This is a genomic window from Okeania sp. SIO3B5 (assembly GCF_010692555.1).
In the GTDB taxonomy this organism is placed as follows: domain Bacteria; phylum Cyanobacteriota; class Cyanobacteriia; order Cyanobacteriales; family Microcoleaceae; genus Okeania.
In genome coordinates this window covers 1-19,284 of sequence record NZ_JAAHHG010000165.1, presented here as the reverse complement: position 1 = coordinate 19,284, position 19,284 = coordinate 1, and the positions used below count along the sequence as shown (strand labels likewise).

Annotated in this window: 12 protein-coding genes and 1 pseudogene; 8 read left to right on the top strand and 5 right to left on the bottom strand. The window is 36.1% G+C overall.

From position 1 onward, the window contains the following. Positions 1 to 407: 407 nt before the first annotated feature. The 3 genes and pseudogenes from F6K54_RS21260 to F6K54_RS21250 all read left to right on the top strand — a co-directional run. A pseudogene (locus F6K54_RS21260) lies at positions 408 to 1,035 on the top strand (RNA-guided endonuclease TnpB family protein); the annotation flags it as partial. Further along, on the top strand, positions 1,016 to 1,642 hold the full coding sequence (locus F6K54_RS21255) for a peroxidase family protein (RefSeq protein ID WP_293081544.1): 627 nt from the start codon (positions 1,016 to 1,018) through the stop codon (positions 1,640 to 1,642). The pseudogene F6K54_RS21260 and the gene F6K54_RS21255, both read left to right, overlap by 20 nt. Before the next feature lie 861 nt (positions 1,643 to 2,503). Next, a complete protein-coding gene (locus F6K54_RS21250) occupies positions 2,504 to 3,412 on the top strand; it encodes a hypothetical protein (RefSeq protein WP_293081541.1) in 909 nt (302 codons plus the stop codon). Between the two features lie 111 nt (positions 3,413 to 3,523). Here the strand turns inward: F6K54_RS21250 and F6K54_RS21245 are convergent, their stop codons facing one another. The 4 genes from F6K54_RS21245 to F6K54_RS21230 form a co-directional block, all read right to left on the bottom strand. Then, a complete protein-coding gene (locus tag F6K54_RS21245; protein WP_293081538.1) occupies positions 3,524 to 3,955 on the bottom strand; it encodes a hypothetical protein in 432 nt (143 codons plus the stop codon). A gap of 716 nt (positions 3,956 to 4,671) precedes the next feature. Next, entirely contained in the window at positions 4,672 to 6,783 is a 2,112-nt protein-coding gene (locus F6K54_RS21240) for a prolyl oligopeptidase family protein (RefSeq protein WP_293081535.1), read from the bottom strand. A gap of 261 nt (positions 6,784 to 7,044) precedes the next feature. Further along, positions 7,045 to 7,818, bottom strand: a complete 774-nt coding sequence (locus tag F6K54_RS21235; RefSeq protein WP_293081532.1) for an SDR family oxidoreductase — start codon at positions 7,816 to 7,818, stop codon at positions 7,045 to 7,047. 379 nt (positions 7,819 to 8,197) lie between these two features. Further along, a complete protein-coding gene (locus F6K54_RS21230; RefSeq protein WP_293081529.1) occupies positions 8,198 to 9,085 on the bottom strand; it encodes a nuclear transport factor 2 family protein in 888 nt (295 codons plus the stop codon). 641 nt (positions 9,086 to 9,726) lie between these two features. Here F6K54_RS21230 and murG point away from each other — a divergent pair. The 3 genes from murG to F6K54_RS21215 all read left to right on the top strand — a co-directional run bounded on the left by murG (position 9,727) and on the right by F6K54_RS21215 (position 14,254). Beyond that, complete coding sequence (gene murG / locus F6K54_RS21225) at positions 9,727 to 10,791, top strand: undecaprenyldiphospho-muramoylpentapeptide beta-N-acetylglucosaminyltransferase (RefSeq protein ID WP_293081526.1); 1,065 nt, start codon at positions 9,727 to 9,729, stop codon at positions 10,789 to 10,791. A gap of 802 nt (positions 10,792 to 11,593) precedes the next feature. Next, positions 11,594 to 13,687, top strand: coding sequence for a mechanosensitive ion channel domain-containing protein (locus tag F6K54_RS21220; RefSeq protein ID WP_293081523.1), 2,094 nt, complete (start codon positions 11,594 to 11,596; stop codon positions 13,685 to 13,687). Between the two features lie 414 nt (positions 13,688 to 14,101). Continuing rightward, positions 14,102 to 14,254, top strand: a complete 153-nt coding sequence (locus F6K54_RS21215) for a hypothetical protein (RefSeq protein WP_293081520.1) — start codon at positions 14,102 to 14,104, stop codon at positions 14,252 to 14,254. Between the two features lie 511 nt (positions 14,255 to 14,765). On the opposite strand, the gene F6K54_RS21210 is transcribed toward F6K54_RS21215, so the two are convergent. Next, entirely contained in the window at positions 14,766 to 16,664 is a 1,899-nt protein-coding gene (locus F6K54_RS21210; RefSeq protein ID WP_293081517.1) for a S9 family peptidase, read from the bottom strand. Between the two features lie 380 nt (positions 16,665 to 17,044). Here F6K54_RS21210 and F6K54_RS21205 point away from each other — a divergent pair, with 380 nt between their 5' ends. Then, positions 17,045 to 17,710: a class I SAM-dependent methyltransferase gene (locus F6K54_RS21205; RefSeq protein ID WP_293081514.1), complete on the top strand. Its 666-nt coding sequence runs from the start codon at positions 17,045 to 17,047 to the stop codon at positions 17,708 to 17,710. Positions 17,711 to 18,697: 987 nt separating this feature from the next. Then, positions 18,698 to 19,114 carry a hypothetical protein gene (locus F6K54_RS21200; RefSeq protein WP_293081511.1) on the top strand — a complete coding sequence of 139 codons (417 nt, stop codon included), beginning with the start codon at positions 18,698 to 18,700 and terminating at the stop codon, positions 19,112 to 19,114. Positions 19,115 to 19,284 lie beyond the last annotated feature (170 nt).

Below are 19,284 nucleotides of genomic sequence, written 5' to 3'. Positions count from 1 at the left end.
TTCTACTAACTGCATTATCCCTCCTGTAAACATTTAACGAGCTGTTCTGCTTTCCTTTCTCAGTCTAAGATATTTTTAATTGTTTTCCTATGTTTTTCTATAAAATCAATAAAACTTTACAATACTATTTCTTTGTAACAATTTCTTTTTGACTACTCCCCGGAGGTCAGTCACGGGGATTCTAAGCAGATACTACGCAACAGGATAAATCCGTGTTGCTTAGTTTTTTCTTAGCTGACCAAAGATAAACTCTCTGGGGAAAATTTCCGCGGTGCCCCTACACAGTTGGCTTAAGTAGGGGCGATTCGCGAATCGCCCCTACAGCTTTGGTGCTTACTTTTGTGATGATATTTGCAGCCCCGTTACAGTCTGCATTAATTAACCAATTGTTACTACTCGACTAAGATTTGAACAAATTACACAAAAAACTGAGGTTAGCGGGGAAGTCTCTATCTAGAAAAACGAAGGGATCTAATAACTATCAAAAAGCTAGACTGAAATTAGCTAGGATACACGCAAAAATTAAAGATTCAAGGCTTGATTACACCCATAAGCTAACTACTCAACTAATCAGAGAAAATCAAACTGTTGTAGTTGAGGACTTGGCAGTAAAAAACATGGTCAAGAATCATAAGCTAGCCAGAGCAATAAGTGATGCCAACTGGTCCGAATTAGTCAGGCAATTAGAATACAAAGCAGAATGGTATGGACGGGAATTAATCAAAATTGATAGATATTTCCCTAGTTCAAAACGTTGTTCTAATTGTGGTTATGTAGTGGAAAAATTACCTCTAAATATTAGAGAGTGGGATTGTCCTGAATGTGGTAGTCACCATGACCGGGATATCAATGCAAGTATAAATATTTTGGCTGCGGGACTCGCAGTGTCAGTCTGTGGAGCGACTGTAAGACCCGAAGAGAGTAAGTCTCGTTTATGCTGGTGCATTGAAACAGAAAGCCCCTAACAGTGATGTTAAGGAATCCCGCGCTGTCACGCAAGTGCAGCGTCGGGAGGATGTCAATACAAAAGAATAATCTATTTGAAGTTGCTGGTAATCGTACCAGAACTCTTGTAGAAAATTTAGAAATGCCGGATTTATTTTACTCATTTGGTGTGACTCATCCAGGAGCAATTACTTTATATAATTATCCGAGTTTTCTTCAACAACTTGTAAGAGATAATGGTGAAGTTTTTGATTTAGCTGCTGTAGATATTTTACGAGACCGGGAACGGGGTGTTCCTCGTTATAATGATTTTAGAGAATTAATTGGTCGTGGACGAGTAAAATCTTTTGAAGAGATTACTGATAATGAAAAATGGGTGAAAGAATTACGAGAGGTTTATCAGAATAATATTGATAGTGTAGATTTAATGGTGGGTATGTTTGCGGAAAATCCTCCCACGGGATTTGGTTTTAGTGATACTGCTTTTCGTGTGTTTATTCTTATGGCGTCTCGAAGGTTGAAAAGCGATCGTTTCTTTACTGAAGATTATCGAGCTGAAATTTATACCAAATTTGGTTTAGATTGGATTGATAATAACAGTATGTTGACTGTTTTACGTCGCCATTATCCTAGTTTAAGTCCGGCTTTATTTAGTGTGGAAAATGCTTTTGCACCTTGGCGAAAGGTAGGTCAATAATTAATAATTAATAATTAATAATTAATAATTAATAATTAATAATTAATAATTAACAATTACCTCTCCTTGAAAACGGATAGGATTGACTCAAAGGAAAATTTTTTCTTGTTTCTCCTTTAAAGGAGGGGCTTTAAAACTTAATTATTCGGTAATAACGAAGTTAGAAGTCAGAAGTGATAAGGGTTATCATTTTAATTAGGGTTTGCGCTCAAAAGTCTTATGGATGAGGGTAGGAGACAGGAGAAAACCCACCCCTCGCCCCTCCCAACCCACCCCTAGCCCCTCCCAGGAGGGGAGGGGGAGACAGGAGACAGGAGAAATGGGAATGAGCGAGGAGATAGGAGTAACAATTGTACCTTAATTTTTCTGCCCAACTATACGCCTAAAATACGCTCCTTTTTAAGTATGAAGAGCTGAAAACCAGGCACTTTTTTCGATCCTAAAAAGGCTAAAGTATTCATCTGTCAATGCTTTTATATTGATTCAGCAAGCCCTAATTAAACATACAACTCTCTAAGTGTTTTAAATGCAAAACAGCTTACTATTTCTTAAAATCTTGCTACATATTCTTGAGAATAGGGAGCAAGGAGTAGGAAGTAGGGTTTCACGGAATAAGATATTTTCTTAATTCCTAGAATCGCTAAAAACATTCTTGACGCTTACTTAATATTTGATTTGGGTGTATCTCATATTTGCAAAAATACTTTTTTCTTATTCCCTATTCCCTGTTCCCTGTTCCCTAAAAGCAATAAATTTTTGGCTTTATTCACGCATTGAGATGCACTCTTTGACTTTTAACTTCTGCGTAGCGACACTAGCTATTAGAAAAGCAAGAAAACCTATATTTAGGAAACAGAAAAAATGTTAGATATTATCAGCTTTAATCCATTTAGAGTAAAAATTCCATTTTTACTAGACATAATTATAATTTCTGATTCAGAGCAAATAAAGAAAATTGAAACTTCAGGAAATGTAGACCGTTTACACACATATGATACTGCTTCCTTACCTTGGTGGGCAAAAATTTATTTTAGAGCTACTAGGTTTCACGATAGTAAGCGTGACTTGTGGTTTTGTGCTTTAGAGTCAACTTCTAATCCTAGCTATGAACAAAGACGAGCATATCTTGAGGAAAAAGTGGCAACAGGTTATAGTGAAGCGGATGTCAAAAGAATTGCTGAACTGTTAAATAAAAATGCAGAAGATGAAGTTCTTGCTTATGAAATGGTGCAAATAGTCAATCACAGATTTTTTGAAAAAGAGATTCCTTCTACTATTACAAAAGCTGCCGAAAATACATTACAAAGTATAGGTGAGGCGATTTTACCATGGAAATATATAGCTGCGACAAAAGCACACAGTCAAGTTATAGATTATTGTGCAGAGAATCTTCCTGATAACGTTCACATTATAGATGCTGGCCATCATAATATTGGGGAGGTTGTGAAAACAACAACAGGTGCATTAAGAACGTTAAAAAATAACCTAGATAAATCAGTAGAAGAAATATTTACATCTAATCCTTTGACTCCTCAAGCACCACGAATAGCTGTGAAGGAATCAAATTTTGATGGATTATTATCATCTCCTACAATTCCAGGAAAAACAGTTTTTCTCTTTAAAATTGGAAAAGCTGCTATTGAAACCCAGGATATAAATTTTACCTTTAGCACTGGAAGTTCAGAAAGAGCTTGTGTATTTAAAGATTTTTTTCTGGAATTTATGAAGGATTTACAACAAGAGTTACGTCAGACAAAATCTCAAAGTTAGGATTAGGGTTTTAGTAGTTAGTAGATATTGCAAAAAAAAAATATTAATGGGTTTAGTTACTGAAAAAAAATTAAACACTAGGGATTGATTTGGAATTTATTCGCCTTTGTACTAAAACTCTAGAACAAAGTTAAGAACTCGATATTTTTCCCAGTAAGCATTTCCTAGATAAATATTTGGCGCAACTTCTCTAATTTCATCCCTAATTTTTTGAGCAATAAAAGATGTTTGAGAATAGTCAAGAATGATAGACTCTTCCTGATCAAGCCAGCTTTTTTCCAAATAAACTTCTGCTTTAACTAATTCTATATTTAGAGGAGTTATCTTATTTAGTAAGTAACCTTGTTCTCGATAAAAAATTTTACCTTGCCACGCTAGAAATTTAATAATAGAAGAAAAATTCTCTGAAAAAGATGTGCCAGGAGCAAATATTAGTGTGCCTTTACTTTCACCATCAGGAATAATACCTGCATGGCTATTTTTGTAAAGTTCATCTAGCTCAGGCTGTAGCATATTCTGTAAGTCATTAACTGTAATTGTCATTTTTCTAAATTTTTAACTTCCAATAATAATCATAACTTAAGGTAGTTTATAGCTAGCTAATCTAATCGTTAATTATCCTTCTTTGATATATTGTTGAATTTGCTCGAAAAAGTAATGTTCAACAGGTTGTTTCTGTTGAAGATTTTTGGGGAGGAATATTTACTGGATTTTTAGTTGGTTATATCATGTTCGGTTAAATACTTATACTTTGGCAGAGGGAAGGCAGAGGGCAGAAGGCAGAAGGCAGAAGGAAGAGAGGAAAGTTTGAAGTTAAGAAGTTTTTATAACTAATCATCCGAACATGATATTATACCGGAGAAGAGTTTATAAAATCATTATTGGAGTTGTGATTAACTAACAACTTACAGCACTTTTTAGGAAGCGTGAGGTACAGTTTTAAAATTAATCTTTTTTCCCTACTCCCTACTCCCTAAAGTCCTAAAATTTTGTACCTCATCAACTCCAAAACTGCTGAAATTAATTAGGGCTTGCTGATTAAATATCAAATAATTACCAGATAAAAATTTTAGCCTTTTTAGGTATTGAAAAAGTATATGGTTTTCAGCTCTTAATGGTCAAAAAGTTAGCATTTTTAGCGCATAGTTGGGCAAAAAAATTCTCCCCTACTCCCCTACTCCCCTTTCCCCTCCTGGGAGGGGTTAGGGGTGGGTTGTCTCCTGTCTCCTACCCCTACTAAAAGACTTTTTCAGCAAACCCTAATTACCAAAATTTTCTGGCAATTCAATCTCAAAGTTTCTCAGCAAAAAAGCAAATTCATCTGTAATTTCTTCTATTATTTTCGTAGTAGGTTTTCCTGCTCCATGACCTGCTTTAGTTTCAATTCTAATTAACACTGGATTATCTCCAATATGAGCGGCTTGTAAAGCAGAAATAAACTTAAAACTATGAGCAGGAACAACCCGATCATCATGGTCAGCAGTAGTAACTAAAGTTGCCGGATAAGATATTTCTGGCTTTAAATTATGTAGAGGAGAATAAGCATATAAAGCTTTAAATTCTTCTGGATTATCTGGAGAACCATAATCAGCAACCCATGCCCAACCAATAGTAAATTTATGGAAACGTAACATATCCATTACTCCCACTGCGGGTAAAGCTGCACCAAATAATTCTGGTCTTTGAGTTATACAAGCACCTACTAATAAACCACCATTACTTGCACCAGTAATAGCTAACTTTTTCGATGAAGTCCACTTATTTTCAATCAACCATTCAGCAGCACTAATAAAATCATCAAATACATTTTGTTTCTGTTGTTTTATTCCTGCTTTATGCCACTCTTCACCATATTCTCCACCACCACGAATATTGGCAACTGCATACACGCCACCCATCTCTAACCAGACTAATCTACTAATAGAAAAACTTGGAGTGATAGAAATACTAAACCCTCCATATCCATAGAGAATAGTCGGATTATTACCATCCAGCTTCAGACCCTTTTTATGAGTAATAAACATGGGAATGCTTGTACCATCTTTACTACTATAAAAAATTTGCTTGGTTTCAAATTCATCAGGATTAAAATCTACAGTTGGTTGGCGATAAATTTTACTTTCACCACTTACCATATCGTACTGATAAATAGTTGAAGGAGTTGTGAAGCTAACATAACTATAAAATGTGCTTGTGTCGTAACGTTTACCATAAAAACCACCCACTGAACCAATTCCGGGTAGATCTACATCTCGTACTGAAGAACCATCAAGATTAAATATTTTTACCTGAGTATGAGCATCTTTTAAATAGAAAGTAACAAACTGATTATTAAGTGTACCTACACCTCTCAATGTATCTGTTGTTTCTGGAATAATTTCTTGCCATTTATCTTGATTTTCTCCTGTGACTAAAGAAGGAGATGGAGGGTTATTAATATCAATGGCAATAACTCGTCTTTTCGGAGCATCAAAATCTGTGACAAACCAAAAGATATTATCATCATTATCTATCAGACGATATTCAGCCTCAAATTCACTAATTAGTTCTACTATCGGTGCATCTTTTATAGTTAAATCCTGATAAAAAACCAAATTTTTGCGGTCTGTACTTTGCCAAACTGTAATAACTAAATACTTACTATCTTCTGTGACATAGCAATTGAAACTCCATTCTTTTCGCTCTGGTTTTTCATAAATTAGTACATCATCACTTTGAGGAGTTCCTAAACTATGGTAGTAAACTTTTTGTAAATAATTAGTTTCTTCTAATTCTCCTGTTTCTGGTTTTTCATAGCGACTATAAAACAAACCTTGATTATCATCTGTCCAAGCTGGAACATTAAATTTTATCCATTGCAAAACATCTGGCAAATCTTCTCCCGTTTCAATATTTTTTATTCGCCATTCTTGCCAGTCTGAACCAGACTTAGAAATACCATAAGCGATTAATTTACCATCTTTACTAATAGCAATTCCCGAAAGAGCAACTGTTCCATCTTCTGAGAATTTGTTGGGGTCTATCAAAACTTTTGGTTCGGCATCAAGAGTAGGCAAAGTGTATAAAATACTTTGATTTTGTAAACCATCATTCTTGTAATAAAAGTAGCGTTCGCCTTCTTTGAAAGGAACGCTATATTTTTCATAATCCCAGATTTTAGTTAGTCGTTTTTTAATAGTTTCTCGTTCGGAAATTTCTGAAAAATAATTAAAAGTAATTTCATTCTGCGCCTTTACCCACTCTTGAGTTTCTTCTGAATTCGGGTCTTCTAACCATCGATAAGGATCAGGAACTTGAACACCGTGATAATTTTCTACTATGTCTGTTTTGTGAGTAATGGGATATGTTAAAGGTTGTTTTGGATATTTCATCTTTTTTGTGTGTAAATTGTTTCTATCATCTTAGAAGTTGAGATGAATTTTAGTCTTTTGTGCAAAAAAAAATTCATCATTTCTTATCTGTAATTTATCAATTACTTCTCCCTGTTCCATATTCCCCCTTTTATGGCAGGGCTAATTCTTTGTCGTCAGAGAATATTCATCAGATAATTGTGCAAATCTCCCCATCTCCCCATCTCCCCATCTCCCCATCTCCCCATCTCCCCATCAATTCCCTGCCCTTATATAGAAATATCAATGATGTCGATGAACCATTGTTGCATTAGCCTGATCTGTGGGTACTACTAATAGTTCGCTGATATTGACATGGGGCGATCGCGTAACGCAGAAAAATACTAAATCTGCTATATCATCTCCCGTTAATGGTGTCAAGTCTTTGTAAACATTTTTAGCCTTTTCTGTGTCCCCATGGAATCGGACATTACTAAATTCTGTTTCTACTAAACCTGGTTGAATTTCAGTTACTCGCACAGGAGTTCCTAATAAATCCTGTTTTAACCCCTCAGAAATTGCTCTAACAGCAGCCTTAGATGCACAATAAACATTACCTCCAGGATAAGCCGCACGACCAGCAATAGAACCAATATTAACCACATGGCCTTGACTACGATTAACCATTCCTGGCACTACATAGCGAGTCATATATAGTAATCCTTTAACATTAGTATCAATCATTTCTTCCCAATCGTTGAAGTCCCCAATATGGAGTTTATCTAAACCACGACTTAAACCAGCATTATTAATCAAAATATCAATACTTTTCCAAGAGTCAGGCAAAGAATTTATTGCTGATTCTACTGCTAGGCGATCGCGTACATCTAGCTTTAATAAATAAGTTTTACACTGGAATTTTTTAGTTAGTTCATCAGTTAGTTTTTCTAGTTTTTCTTGGCGACGAGCAGCCAAAATTAGATTTGCACCTGCTTGAGCAAATACATTTGCACAAGACTCTCCAATACCGCTACTAGCACCTGTAATTAAGACTATTTTATTCTCAACAGAAATCATATTTACTATTCTATAAATTTAACAGTTTGATTGAATTAGGGTTTGCGTTCATAAAGTCTTTTTATTAGGGTAGGGAGTAGGGAGTAGGGAGTAGGCAGTAGTTAAGAGTTAGGATGAACGGGGAGTTGTAGAAGAGGTAGTCATTGATCATTTCCCCATTACAAAAATAACTTCTGACTGTCTTGAGTGTGTCTTACATTCTGAGGGGACCTCAGAATTACACACTCGCTTCTGACTTCTGACTTCGTTAAATCATGTCCGGATAATTAGTGATCAAAAAACTTTCTTCTTTTCCTCCTGTTTATTCTTTCTTCTTCTTTCTTCCCCTCCTGGGAGGGGCGAGGGGTGGGTTGACTCCTGACTCCTGACTCCTGACTCCTTAGAACTTATCCAAAACTCTTAAACGATGGGTACTAATAGTAATACCTCCTTTTCGCATCAAAACTGTTGATAACCATTTATCCTGAGAATTTTCTGTAACCTCACCAATTTTAAAAATTCCCCCAGAAGGTAATAGTTCTAATTTAAAATTAGTAGACTCAAAATTATAAGAATTTTCATTAATTGGTTCTTCCCAAGCAGCTCCTAACATAATTTGTTCACCCAAAGGTTCTGCAACAATCACATCAAAGTTATACTTTTCACCTACTTCTACTTCTACTGGCAAATTGATATTAATAGTAGGTGGATTTTTACCTGACGTAAGTTGATTACGCTCGGCTAAAATTTCTTGTTCAACAATTTTTTGATCTTCATAACGTTGTTTAGAAGTAATCGTAGACTTTAATGTGATATTTCTATTGTTCATTTCCTGAACACCAGTAATATAAGTAACAGTTTCAGCCACAATTGCATCGCCATCTGTTTCCCAGGATTTTACTTTAGTACGATATTCAACTGATTGATAAAGTTGCCAAAATTTAGATAAAGCTTCTGCCAAACTTTCCCGATTTAAACCATCAGAGTTAGTAAAATCATTACTATAGAAATCTATGACATCATCTAAGTCTTGACGACTGGCAGCTCGATCGATTTTTTTCAAAATTTTGGTCAGTTCATCAGGGGTTTTATCTTGAGCCTGAGCTAAGGTCAAATTAGGAAATAAAACTATTCCAGAAGAAACAGTTAAACCCATTAATAAAGAACTTAATAATGTTACTGATAATTTCTGAAATTGAATCAAAAATTTGCTTTGGGAACGAAATATAATTTGAGAAATAATCATTTTTAACTTATAAAAGTTGTTAGAATCGAATTCTATGGCCATAGGTTTGATTTCTGCCGAGTGTTACTGTTTTAAAGACTGATTATGAAATATTAGACCTTCTGCAAAACTGAAAGTTATAGCAAGGAACAAGTTGATTAGGACTTATGTTGATGATTAACCTGATACAGAGAAAAGCTTTTAACGAATAATTAAGGGTAAGCATTTCCTGCGGAATGCTGCGCAAACAGCTATTAGCTGTCAGTTAGCCTCCTACACAAGAACTGTGTTAACAGCAACAAGACTCTTTCTTTAAAGGACGGTGTTTAAATTAACAACTGACTTTAAGGGCAAGGGAGGCAACTTTTGTAGTAAGACAGTTAAATATTGCTTTTCTCCTAAACTAAAAGCAATAGCTGACGGCTGAATGCTTACAATTAAGGTTTAAAGCCTCTCCTTAAAAAGAAGAGTTCATTAATTGATAATGGATAATTACCTCTGGTTAAAACCGAGAGGATTGAACATAAGGAAATATTATTTCTTGATTTTCCCCTTGAAAGGGGAGGCGGAATTAGCTGAATTATTTAATTAATAATGATTAATTATTCGGTAATTATTAATTATTAATTATTAATTATTGAATGTGGCCTTTTGATTTGAGATTTTTGACTTAATTTCATTTTTATACCAGGGAGAAAGAAACCTTGACTAATACACAAATTAAATTGTTAATCGCAGCTAGTGGCACTGGCGGACATTTATTTCCAGCGATCGCCACTGCTGACAAATTAAAGGATTATCAGATCGAATGGTTAGGAGTACCTAATCGTTTAGAAACTAAGTTAGTCCCATCCCAGTACCCTCTCCATACTATATCAGTTGAAGGTTTTCAACAGAAATTGGGCCTGGGAACTCTAAAAATTCTGAGTGGACTTATTGGCTCTATTCTACAAGTAAGACATATACTTAAGCAGGGAAACTTTCAAGGATTGTTTACCACTGGCGGTTATATTGCTGCTCCGGCCATTCTTGCGGCTCGTTCCCTGGGTTTACCAGTTATTCTCCATGAGTCTAATGTTTTGCCTGGCAAAGTGACACGCTGGTTTAGTCGTTTATGTAATGTAGTGGCAGTGGGTTTTGAGGAAGGGGCAAAATATCTCCCTAATGGCAAGACGGTTTATGTGGGTACTCCTGTCAGAGAGCAATTTTTGTCTCCCCAAGCGTTAGATATATCTATTCCAGATAATGTCCCTGTGATTGCAGTTGTGGGCGGTTCTCAAGGAGCAGTTTCGGTTAACCAATTAGTGAGAGAATGTGTTCCTGCATGGGTTGATGCTGGTGCTTGGATTATTCACCAAACTGGAGAAAATGACAGAGATGCTTTTAGTGTACAACATCCCCAATATTTTCCCATGACATTTTATAATAATATGGCTGGTTTATTTCGGCGGGCAAATTTAGTGATTAGTAGAGCAGGTGCAGGTACTTTAACAGAGTTAGCAGTTACTCATACACCATCTATTTTAATTCCTTATCCTTATGCTGCTGATAATCATCAAGTTTATAATGCTAATGTATTTGCTAATCAGGAAGCAGCAATAGTTTTTACTCAAACAGAATTAACTTCAGATCAACTTAAAACAGTAGTTTTGGAGTTATTAAATTCACCAGAAAAACTGGAAAAAATGAGTCATGGTTCGGAAAAATTAGCAGTAAATGATAGTGCTAAAAGATTAGCAAATTTAGTCGATCGATTTATCCGGACATGATATATAGCAATCCTAAATTGGTTGCGGGTAATCAAAGAGTAGATAAAAAAACTGAAACTCTTACCTGTTCCCTAAAAACAGTAAGATTTTTATACACAAATAAAATAGGATGTAAGCATTCAGCTATTAGCATTCAACAATCAGCTTTTGAACATATTCAAGCAAGAACTGAGGTTAGGTTATAGCCAATTTCATTAATGAATTTTAATCCTCCTTGGCGGATAATTCCCCTCCAGTAAATAATGAGTTAATAACAAATAGCTGATAGCTGATAACGCAGTTCCGACCATAGGAGGCTGGCTGACTGCTGAATGCTGACAATAGGATTGCTATAAGATGTTAAAACCATCAAAAAAAAATTATATAAAGTTGCTGTAGGAATAAAGGATTTAGCAGTATATAGAAAGTACCAATAAGTTAACAAATTTAGTGCTTCAAGAATTTAGAATTTAGAATTTAGAATTTAGAATTACCTCTTCTTAATAAATAAGAGGATTGGTTAAAAGGATTTTTTTTCTTCTCTTGGTAGATTGGATATGGCGAGGAGACCCGCTCTTATCAGAGCCGCTCCGCTTTATATTTTGCGGAGCAAAACGCCATCCCTCGACCACTTTTTTCTCCATGAATGGAGAGGCTTTATACATGAATTTTTCGGGTGCATCTCAATGCGTGAATAAAGCCAAAAAGTTATTGCTTTTAGGGAACAGGGAACAGGGAACAGGGAACAGGAAATATATAGGAAAAAAGTATTTTTGCCAATATGAGATGCACCCAATTTTTCGGTAAAATTTTCTACAATAAATTGTCGATAATTAAACGTTCATTGAGGTTTTTAAGGGTAGCTATGTGGTATGAATATTTGTGGCTAAAATTGAGAAAAAAAGCAATAGGTGAACAAACAGACCGCTCTCTAGCAACAAAGAATTGTTTGATTTTTCCACTAAGGAGAAAAATAGCTCAAAGACAAATTATTCAAATATTAATAATTGCTTTTTTGCTACCTTTATTATTTTTTATAGTACCAGCTTGGGGGCAATCTACTGCTACTAATAAAAATTTCAAAACAGCTCCAGTAGAACTTAATGGTCAAGCCTTATTTCAAGTAGCAGGTAATGATCAGACAAATTTGACGGCTGCTAAACGGGCTGAAATCATCAGTTCAAAATTAGAAGATATCTTAAACTCAGGTGAATCTATAGAGATAGACATAGACAAACAAAATAAAGAAACAATTCTGCGTGTTAATAGTAACTATCTACTCACAGTAACTGCGATAGATGTCAAAGGAAGAATGAAGATAGAAGAGCAAGCAGTAATCTGGAAATATAGAATTGAAGAAGCTTTAGAATTAGCTCAAATAGAAAGTCAGCCAGGTTATATTTTCAAAGTATTAGTCATCAGTATTATTCTAATTTTAACTGGTTTAGCTCTAGAGCTATCTTATCGGTTTTTTGAATTCAAAATTAGCAATTTCTTTGAGGAAAGATATCCTCAATTTGTCAATTATTTGCCTACACTTTTGCCATTAACTGGAATTGCTGTTAGAGTCATAGTCTGGATAGTAGTTGTCTTCTATATAACCGATTTAATACCATTAATTCGAGACTATCGTAATCAAGTATTAAATATTTTAATAGAGAGTTTGACTTCTCCTATTTTTACTCTAGGTAGCAAAGGTTTTTCCATTTTAGACATAATGTTTTTAGTTGGATTAATCATTATAATGTGGAAAGTAGTCGGATATTTTATAAAAACCTTCAGAACTAAAATTATTGGATTAACAGGAGCAGAGCAGAGCGTTCAAGATACAGTTAGTTTCTTAGTTCAATATGGCTTGATTTTCTTAGGTCTACTCATTATTCTGCAATTATGGGGTGTAGATGTTAGTTCTTTAGCAATTATTGCTAGTGTCCTTGGTGTAGGTATCGGTTTTGGTCTACAGAATATTGCAAACAATTTTATGAGTGGCATTATTCTAATTTTTGAGCGACCTATTCAAGTGGGTGATTTTATTCAAGTTGGAAATTTAGAAGGTATTGTTAAACGGATTGGTTTACGCAGCACTTACATTACTACTTTAGACGACACTTCTTTAATTATTCCTAACTCTCGTTTTCTAGAAAATGAAGTTTTAAACTGGAGTCACAACAACCCGCGTTCTCGGGTAAAAGTTCCCATAGGAGTTGCTTATGGTTCTGAAATTAAGTTAGTTAGAAAAGCTATTTTAGAAGTAGCTAAAAGTCACCCAGAAGTATTATTACATCCATCACCACAACTATGGTTTCAAGAATTTGGTGATAGTTCTCTAAACTTTGATTTGCTTGTTTGGATTAGAGAACCTCAGAAAAAACATAAGCTCAAAAGTGAACTAAATTATCGTATTGAAGTAAGTCTAAGAAAATATGGAATTGAAATTCCTTTTCCTCAGCGAGATTTGCATTTAAAATCTCCAGAAATAGAGCAAATGATTCAGACTTGGATGCAGAAAAATACTGCCCAGTCTGTAGAGCTTTATTATCCTGATAGTTTTGTACACAAACAGGAAAGCAAAATTTCTGATTTAGAGCTAGATGAAGAGGAGCATTTAACTGTATCAACCATAGATAATATCGATAGTGAAATTCTTAATAATATAGATATAGATAACTTGATTAAGGAAATGCGTGGTTCTTATGGAGTAGCAATAAAAGACCGCCGACATCGGTGGGGTATTTACCCAAAATGTTTTGTTGGTTCTGAGGCAGTAAAATGGTTAATGAAGACTCAAAATTGTAATTTACAAAAAGCAATTTCCATTGGTCAATTATTAATCAATCGTGGGTTAATTCATCCTGTTTCACATAAACATGGTTTTAAAAATGAATATCTTTTTTATAGTTTTTATGAAGAAGAATAATTAATCAGGAGTCAGGAGTCAGGAGTCAGGAGTCAGGAGGGAAGAAGAGGAGAAGAAACAAGAAAGAAGGAAGAAGGAAGAAGGAAGAAGAAAGAAGGAAGAAGGAAGAAGAAAGAAGGAAGAAGAAGGAAAAAAGCTTTAGTTATCTGGGACACAAGAAAAAATCTGGCGTTGTCTGAGCTTTAAATTTTTGGGTAGTGGTACATTGTAATGGTCGCGCATTGCCCTGCAATGTTTGTTACCAGAGACGGCAGTGGGAGCATCTTGCTCCCGTGCCAGGTATTCCTTTTTGCTTCCGTACCTGGTATTCCTTTTGCTTCCCTACCTGGTATTCCTTAGTCAGGATTCAGGAGGAAAGAAGAGGAGAAGAAAGAAGGAAGAAGGCTTTAGTTATCTAGCACAGAAGGAAAAATATTGCGTTGTCTGAGTTTGAAACTTTTGGGTGGTGGTGCATTGCGCGACAATGTTTGTTACCAGAGATGGCAGTGGGAGCATCTTGCTCCCGTGCCAGGTATTCCTTTTTGCTTCCGTATTGGAGCGGGGTTTAAATCCTCATTACAAAAATAACTTCTGACTTCTGACTTCTAACTTCTTTAAGAGGTATACTCATCGCGGGCAAGATGCCCGCACTACAAACGTTAAATTGTTAATCTGCTTCATAAAACTGATACAAAGTGTCACATAACGTGACAAATTGATGTTTACTTCCTGCTTCTACTGAGGCCGTCGGCGGTTACTCATCCACAGGCATTCACGGTCAAGCCAACCGCATCTCTACACTCTATACTTACATTTAAGTCTTTGTCAATTAACATAATTAAAAAAGTCCTCAAACCCTTACTACGTCGTTCCTAGTAGGAAGCGGGATTTCAGGATAGGTCTACGTCTATATAGATAGACTGCCAGAAATGCGAATAGCAGCGATTAGTGCAGAAGATACAAATTTCACCCTCGTTACTACTTGCCTGTGAGAACTAGCGTATTATGTCGATAAATTGCGCAAATTGTTAACTAAGTCGAAACTCCCGCTCCCCTACTCCCCCACTCCCCTACTCCCCTACTCCCCCGCTCCTCTACTCTAATGAACTACACCAGAGTGACCTTCTATATTTCCTACTGGTTCAAATATTCCACCCAGATATTTTGCTAAAAATTCCTCGGCGATCGCGTAAAAATGTAAACGATTTTCTGGACGAGCAAAACCATGTCCTTCATCCTTATATAGTACATATTCGATCGGTTTACCCGCGTCTTCCATTGCCTTAACAATTTGTGAACTTTCTGACTCTTTCACCCTTGGATCATTTGCCCCTTGGCCTATTAACAGAGGTTTCTCAATTTTATCTACAAAAAACAGAGGCGATCGCGACTTCAAAAATTCTGCTTCAGTTTCCAAATTTCCCACACGATGGAAAAAGATTTTCTTCAAAGGTTCCCAATAAGGAGGAATAGTTTGCATTAAAGTGATCAAATTACTCGGTCCGACAATATCCACACCAGCAGCAAACACTTCTGGGGTAAAAGTCAACCCTGCTAATGTTGCATAACCACCATAAGAACCACCCATGATAGCAACTTTATCCTTGTCAGCAATACCCTTTTCAACTAACCAGTTAACTCCATCAATTAGATCGTCGTGCATTTTCGCTCCCCATTCCCGGTTACCAGCATTGAGAAAATCTTTACCGTAACCAGTCGAACCCCGGAAATTAATTTGCAATACCACATAACCCCGGTTAGCTAACCACTGAGTTTGCGATCTATAACCCCAGGTATCCCGTGCCCATGGTCCCCCGTGAACTAAAAGCACTGCTGGCGCAGGAGTTGGAACACCTACAGGTTTAGTCAGATAACCATGAATAGTTAGACCATCCCTAGCAGTGTAGGAAATAGGTTCCATTGATGCCAACTGTAAACCTTCGAGTTGGGGTTGGTTGCTAAAGAGGAAAGTTATAGTTTTAGCAGTGCGGTCGTAAGTATGATAATAAACAGGTCCGTCATCAGTAAAATAAGCTACCAACCAGTTATTATCTTCGAGGGTACGACTAACGATGCGAAACTCACCTTTGTGTGCTTGCTTGAGAAATTCAAAATCTGCAGCAATACTATCATCTAGAATCTGCCATTCTAATTTATCTTTGTAGAAACCCACTGCTTCAATGGCACGAGTAATAGGATTAGTTAAACTGCCACTAATGTCATATTGGGAGTCTTCAGCAATTACTTTTTCTTCACGAGTAGCAAGATCGAGACCTAGTAAACGTATAGCATTAGCATCATGGTTAGCTGATATATAGAGAATTTTGCCATCATTGGAGAAGAAACTCGGGCCTCCTTCTTCATCTGGCCCCCACTGACGGATAGTTTCCCAAGATTTTTCTGTGGTGTCGCGATACAGTAAATCCGAACCTCCATCCTTTGTGATGGTTGCTGCAGCCAGGATTTGGAATTTGGCATCAGCAGTCCAAGCAACAATATTACCTGGGTTATGGGTGTCAAATTCTACTGCACCATTGTTGAGGTTGATGCGGTAAACATCGAAAGTTTGGGGGTTTTTCAGGTTCATACCCACCAATATTTGGTCGGGGAAATTATGATCTAAATCTATTACTTGTGCTTTGACTCCCTGGAATGGGGTGAGGTCGCGCACTATATTTGATTGAATATTAACTTGATAGAGATGATAGTTTTCATCTCCATCAGCATCTTGAAGATATATTAGTTGGTCTTCGTTGTAAGTCCAGAAATACATCCGAATGCCTCTTTTTTTGTCGGCAGTGAGTTGGCGATCGTCTTCTTTGCCTATTGTTCGTACCCATATTTGCAAGACATTTTTTTCATCTGGAGCAATGTATGCCAGATATTTGCCATCGGGGGAAAGTTTGGGACTGGTACGTTCGGGGTTGCCAAACAAAATTTCACGGGGAATAAGGGGAGGAAGTTTGGTTGTAATTTTTTCTGCAGTTGTTGTGGTCATATTTTAGTTGAATATTTGATTTACTGAAGTTGCATAACAGGCAACAGAGAACAGGCAACAGGCAACAGATTGAAAAACATTTCTCTGTCTAAAGATCGTTATCAAAATAACATGGGTCTAAAACCCCGCCTTTTAAGGCGCAATATTTTTGGAGCCTTGCTCAAATCCCCTACTTCCCCTCCTGGCTCCCCTCCTGGGAGGGGCGGGGGTGGGTTGGGGAGGGGCAGGGGTGGGTTTACTTCTGACTTCTGACTTCGTTAACAGTCTTTGTCCTAACTGCTCTAGCTATTGCTATACATTTTTTTATTATATAGCTTACTTTACAATTCATAACATTTGGATAAAATAGATTATGTAGTGTAAACCCACCTTGACTATTTATGTTACTACAAGCTAATCAACGCACGAAGTTAGACGACTCTGACGATCGCCTGTTTTATTCTTACCCTAGGTTTGTTACTCATGTGGATGAAGGGTTTATTGACCAGTTGACAAATTTATATCGCGATCGCCTCAAACCTAATACTCGAATTTTGGATATGATGAGTAGTTGGGTTTCTCATTTACCACAGGATATGGAATTTTCCCATGTTGAAGGACATGGTATGAATGAGGAGGAGTTGGCTAAAAATCGTCAATTAAATCATTATTTTATCCAAGATTTAAACAAGGATTTAAAACTACCTTTTCCTGACAAAGATTTTGATGCTGTTGTTAATTGTGTTTCTATTCAATATTTGCAATATCCTGATGCTATATTTTATGAAATTTATCGAATTTTGAAACCTGGCGGGATAGCAATTATTAGCTTTTCTAATCGAATGTTTTATCAGAAGGCTATTAGTGCTTGGCGAGATGGTTCGGAAAGTGGAAGAGTAGAGTTAGTCAAGCGTTATTTTGACAGTGTAAAAAATGCTAATAGTGTTCCAGGTTTTAGTCAGGTAGAAGTAATTTCTCAGAAGTCAAATGTACCTAGTTTTTTACAGATGTTAGGTTTAGGAGGAGGCGACCCTTTTTATGTTGTAATTGCTTATCGCCAAGTTTAATATCAAATCCCTATCACAAAAATAACTTCTGACTTATGACTTCTAACTTCGTTAAATCAAGCCTCATTAATTGTAAGCATTTCCTGCGGAATGCTGCGCAAACAGCTATTAGTTGTCAGCTGTCAGCAACAAGACTCTCTCCTCAAGGAAAGTATTTAAATTAATGAGGGTTGACTAAAAGGAACATTTTTTCTTTTTCCTCCTTTAAAGGATATAAAGTATAGATAAGGAAATTACTGTCTCTATCATATCTTTTGTAACCCAAGCTCTATTGCTGAGTTAGCTAACTCAATCATGTATGCTTCTGAATTTTCTCCTCGTAGTTGAACGGATACTATAAATAATATAAAGTGACAATTTCTAATTTGTCTACCGATATCTAAAAAAATAAGTCTATTGAATACTGGTTTATAGCAGTACGCAAATAGGTTATACCAGTTTTCAAAAAGAATGTTACAAATAGTTTCAAACTTTAGATGTCAAATAATTTGCTTAAATTACTGAAGCATCAAAATTTTGAGCTATAAAATCTTACTTTTGACTTTTGACTTTTGACTTTTGACTTCCGTGAAACGGTATTAGGACATTTATAAATGCTCAAACTCAGTCAGATATTACTTTTAACTTTTAACTTTTGACTTTTGACTTACGCGTAGCGCTGTGTGCCAAATTTAATTCTGGTACTTTTATAGCGTGATAAATACGGAAACAAAATTTTGAGTTGGAAGAATTAATTAGGGTAAGCATTCAGCTATTAGCAGTCAGCTGTCAGCAATTAGTAATGAGTAATTACTTCTAAGGTTTAGGAAGGGACTTTGCCAGTAACTTTTATTGTTTCTCAATTTTAAAGGTTGCTTTTATCTTCCTTAAAATTAATAGCTGATAACGCAGTTCCTCCGATAGGAGGCTAGCTAATAGCTGACGGCTGAATGCTTACTAATTAGGAAAGACAATACACTACTAAAACAAATAAAGAAAGATAAAAATATGAATATCAAAGCTATTACTCTGGCATCTATTATTGGTTTATTTACTCCTGCGATCGCAGATATTACCTTAAATTCTCATAGTGCTTCTGCAATGCCTACCGACTTTGTCCGTCCAACTGGAGCTTTCATGGATAATAGCGAAAATTGGGTTGTTTGGCTGAAATTAGATGAGTTCGGAAACTATACCTATGAAGCTCTAGATCGAAAAACTGGCGGTTCTCTAACTTTGAAAAATGCTTCTACTAGAGGAAACAGGAAACGCTATACTTATATCTTTAGAAACGGAAGTCACAAATATATTATTGCTCACCAACCTAAAGATCCGTCAATCATCCGCCTTACTGTTGTCAACCCACAAGGATATGTAATATTAAACCGCCTGATGGAAAAGGTTGGTAATGATTGGGATGTCTAATACCATTTCTCAAAAACTTTTCTACATTTTGTTGAGCAGGGGACCCACCCCTAATATCAAATCCGGTAGCATCGGTGTAATTAGATAGTTAATCTAGGAGTCAGGAGTCAGGAGTCAGGAGTCAGGAGGGAAGAGAATTTAGAAACATTTGCTCTTGGATGAAGATGAAA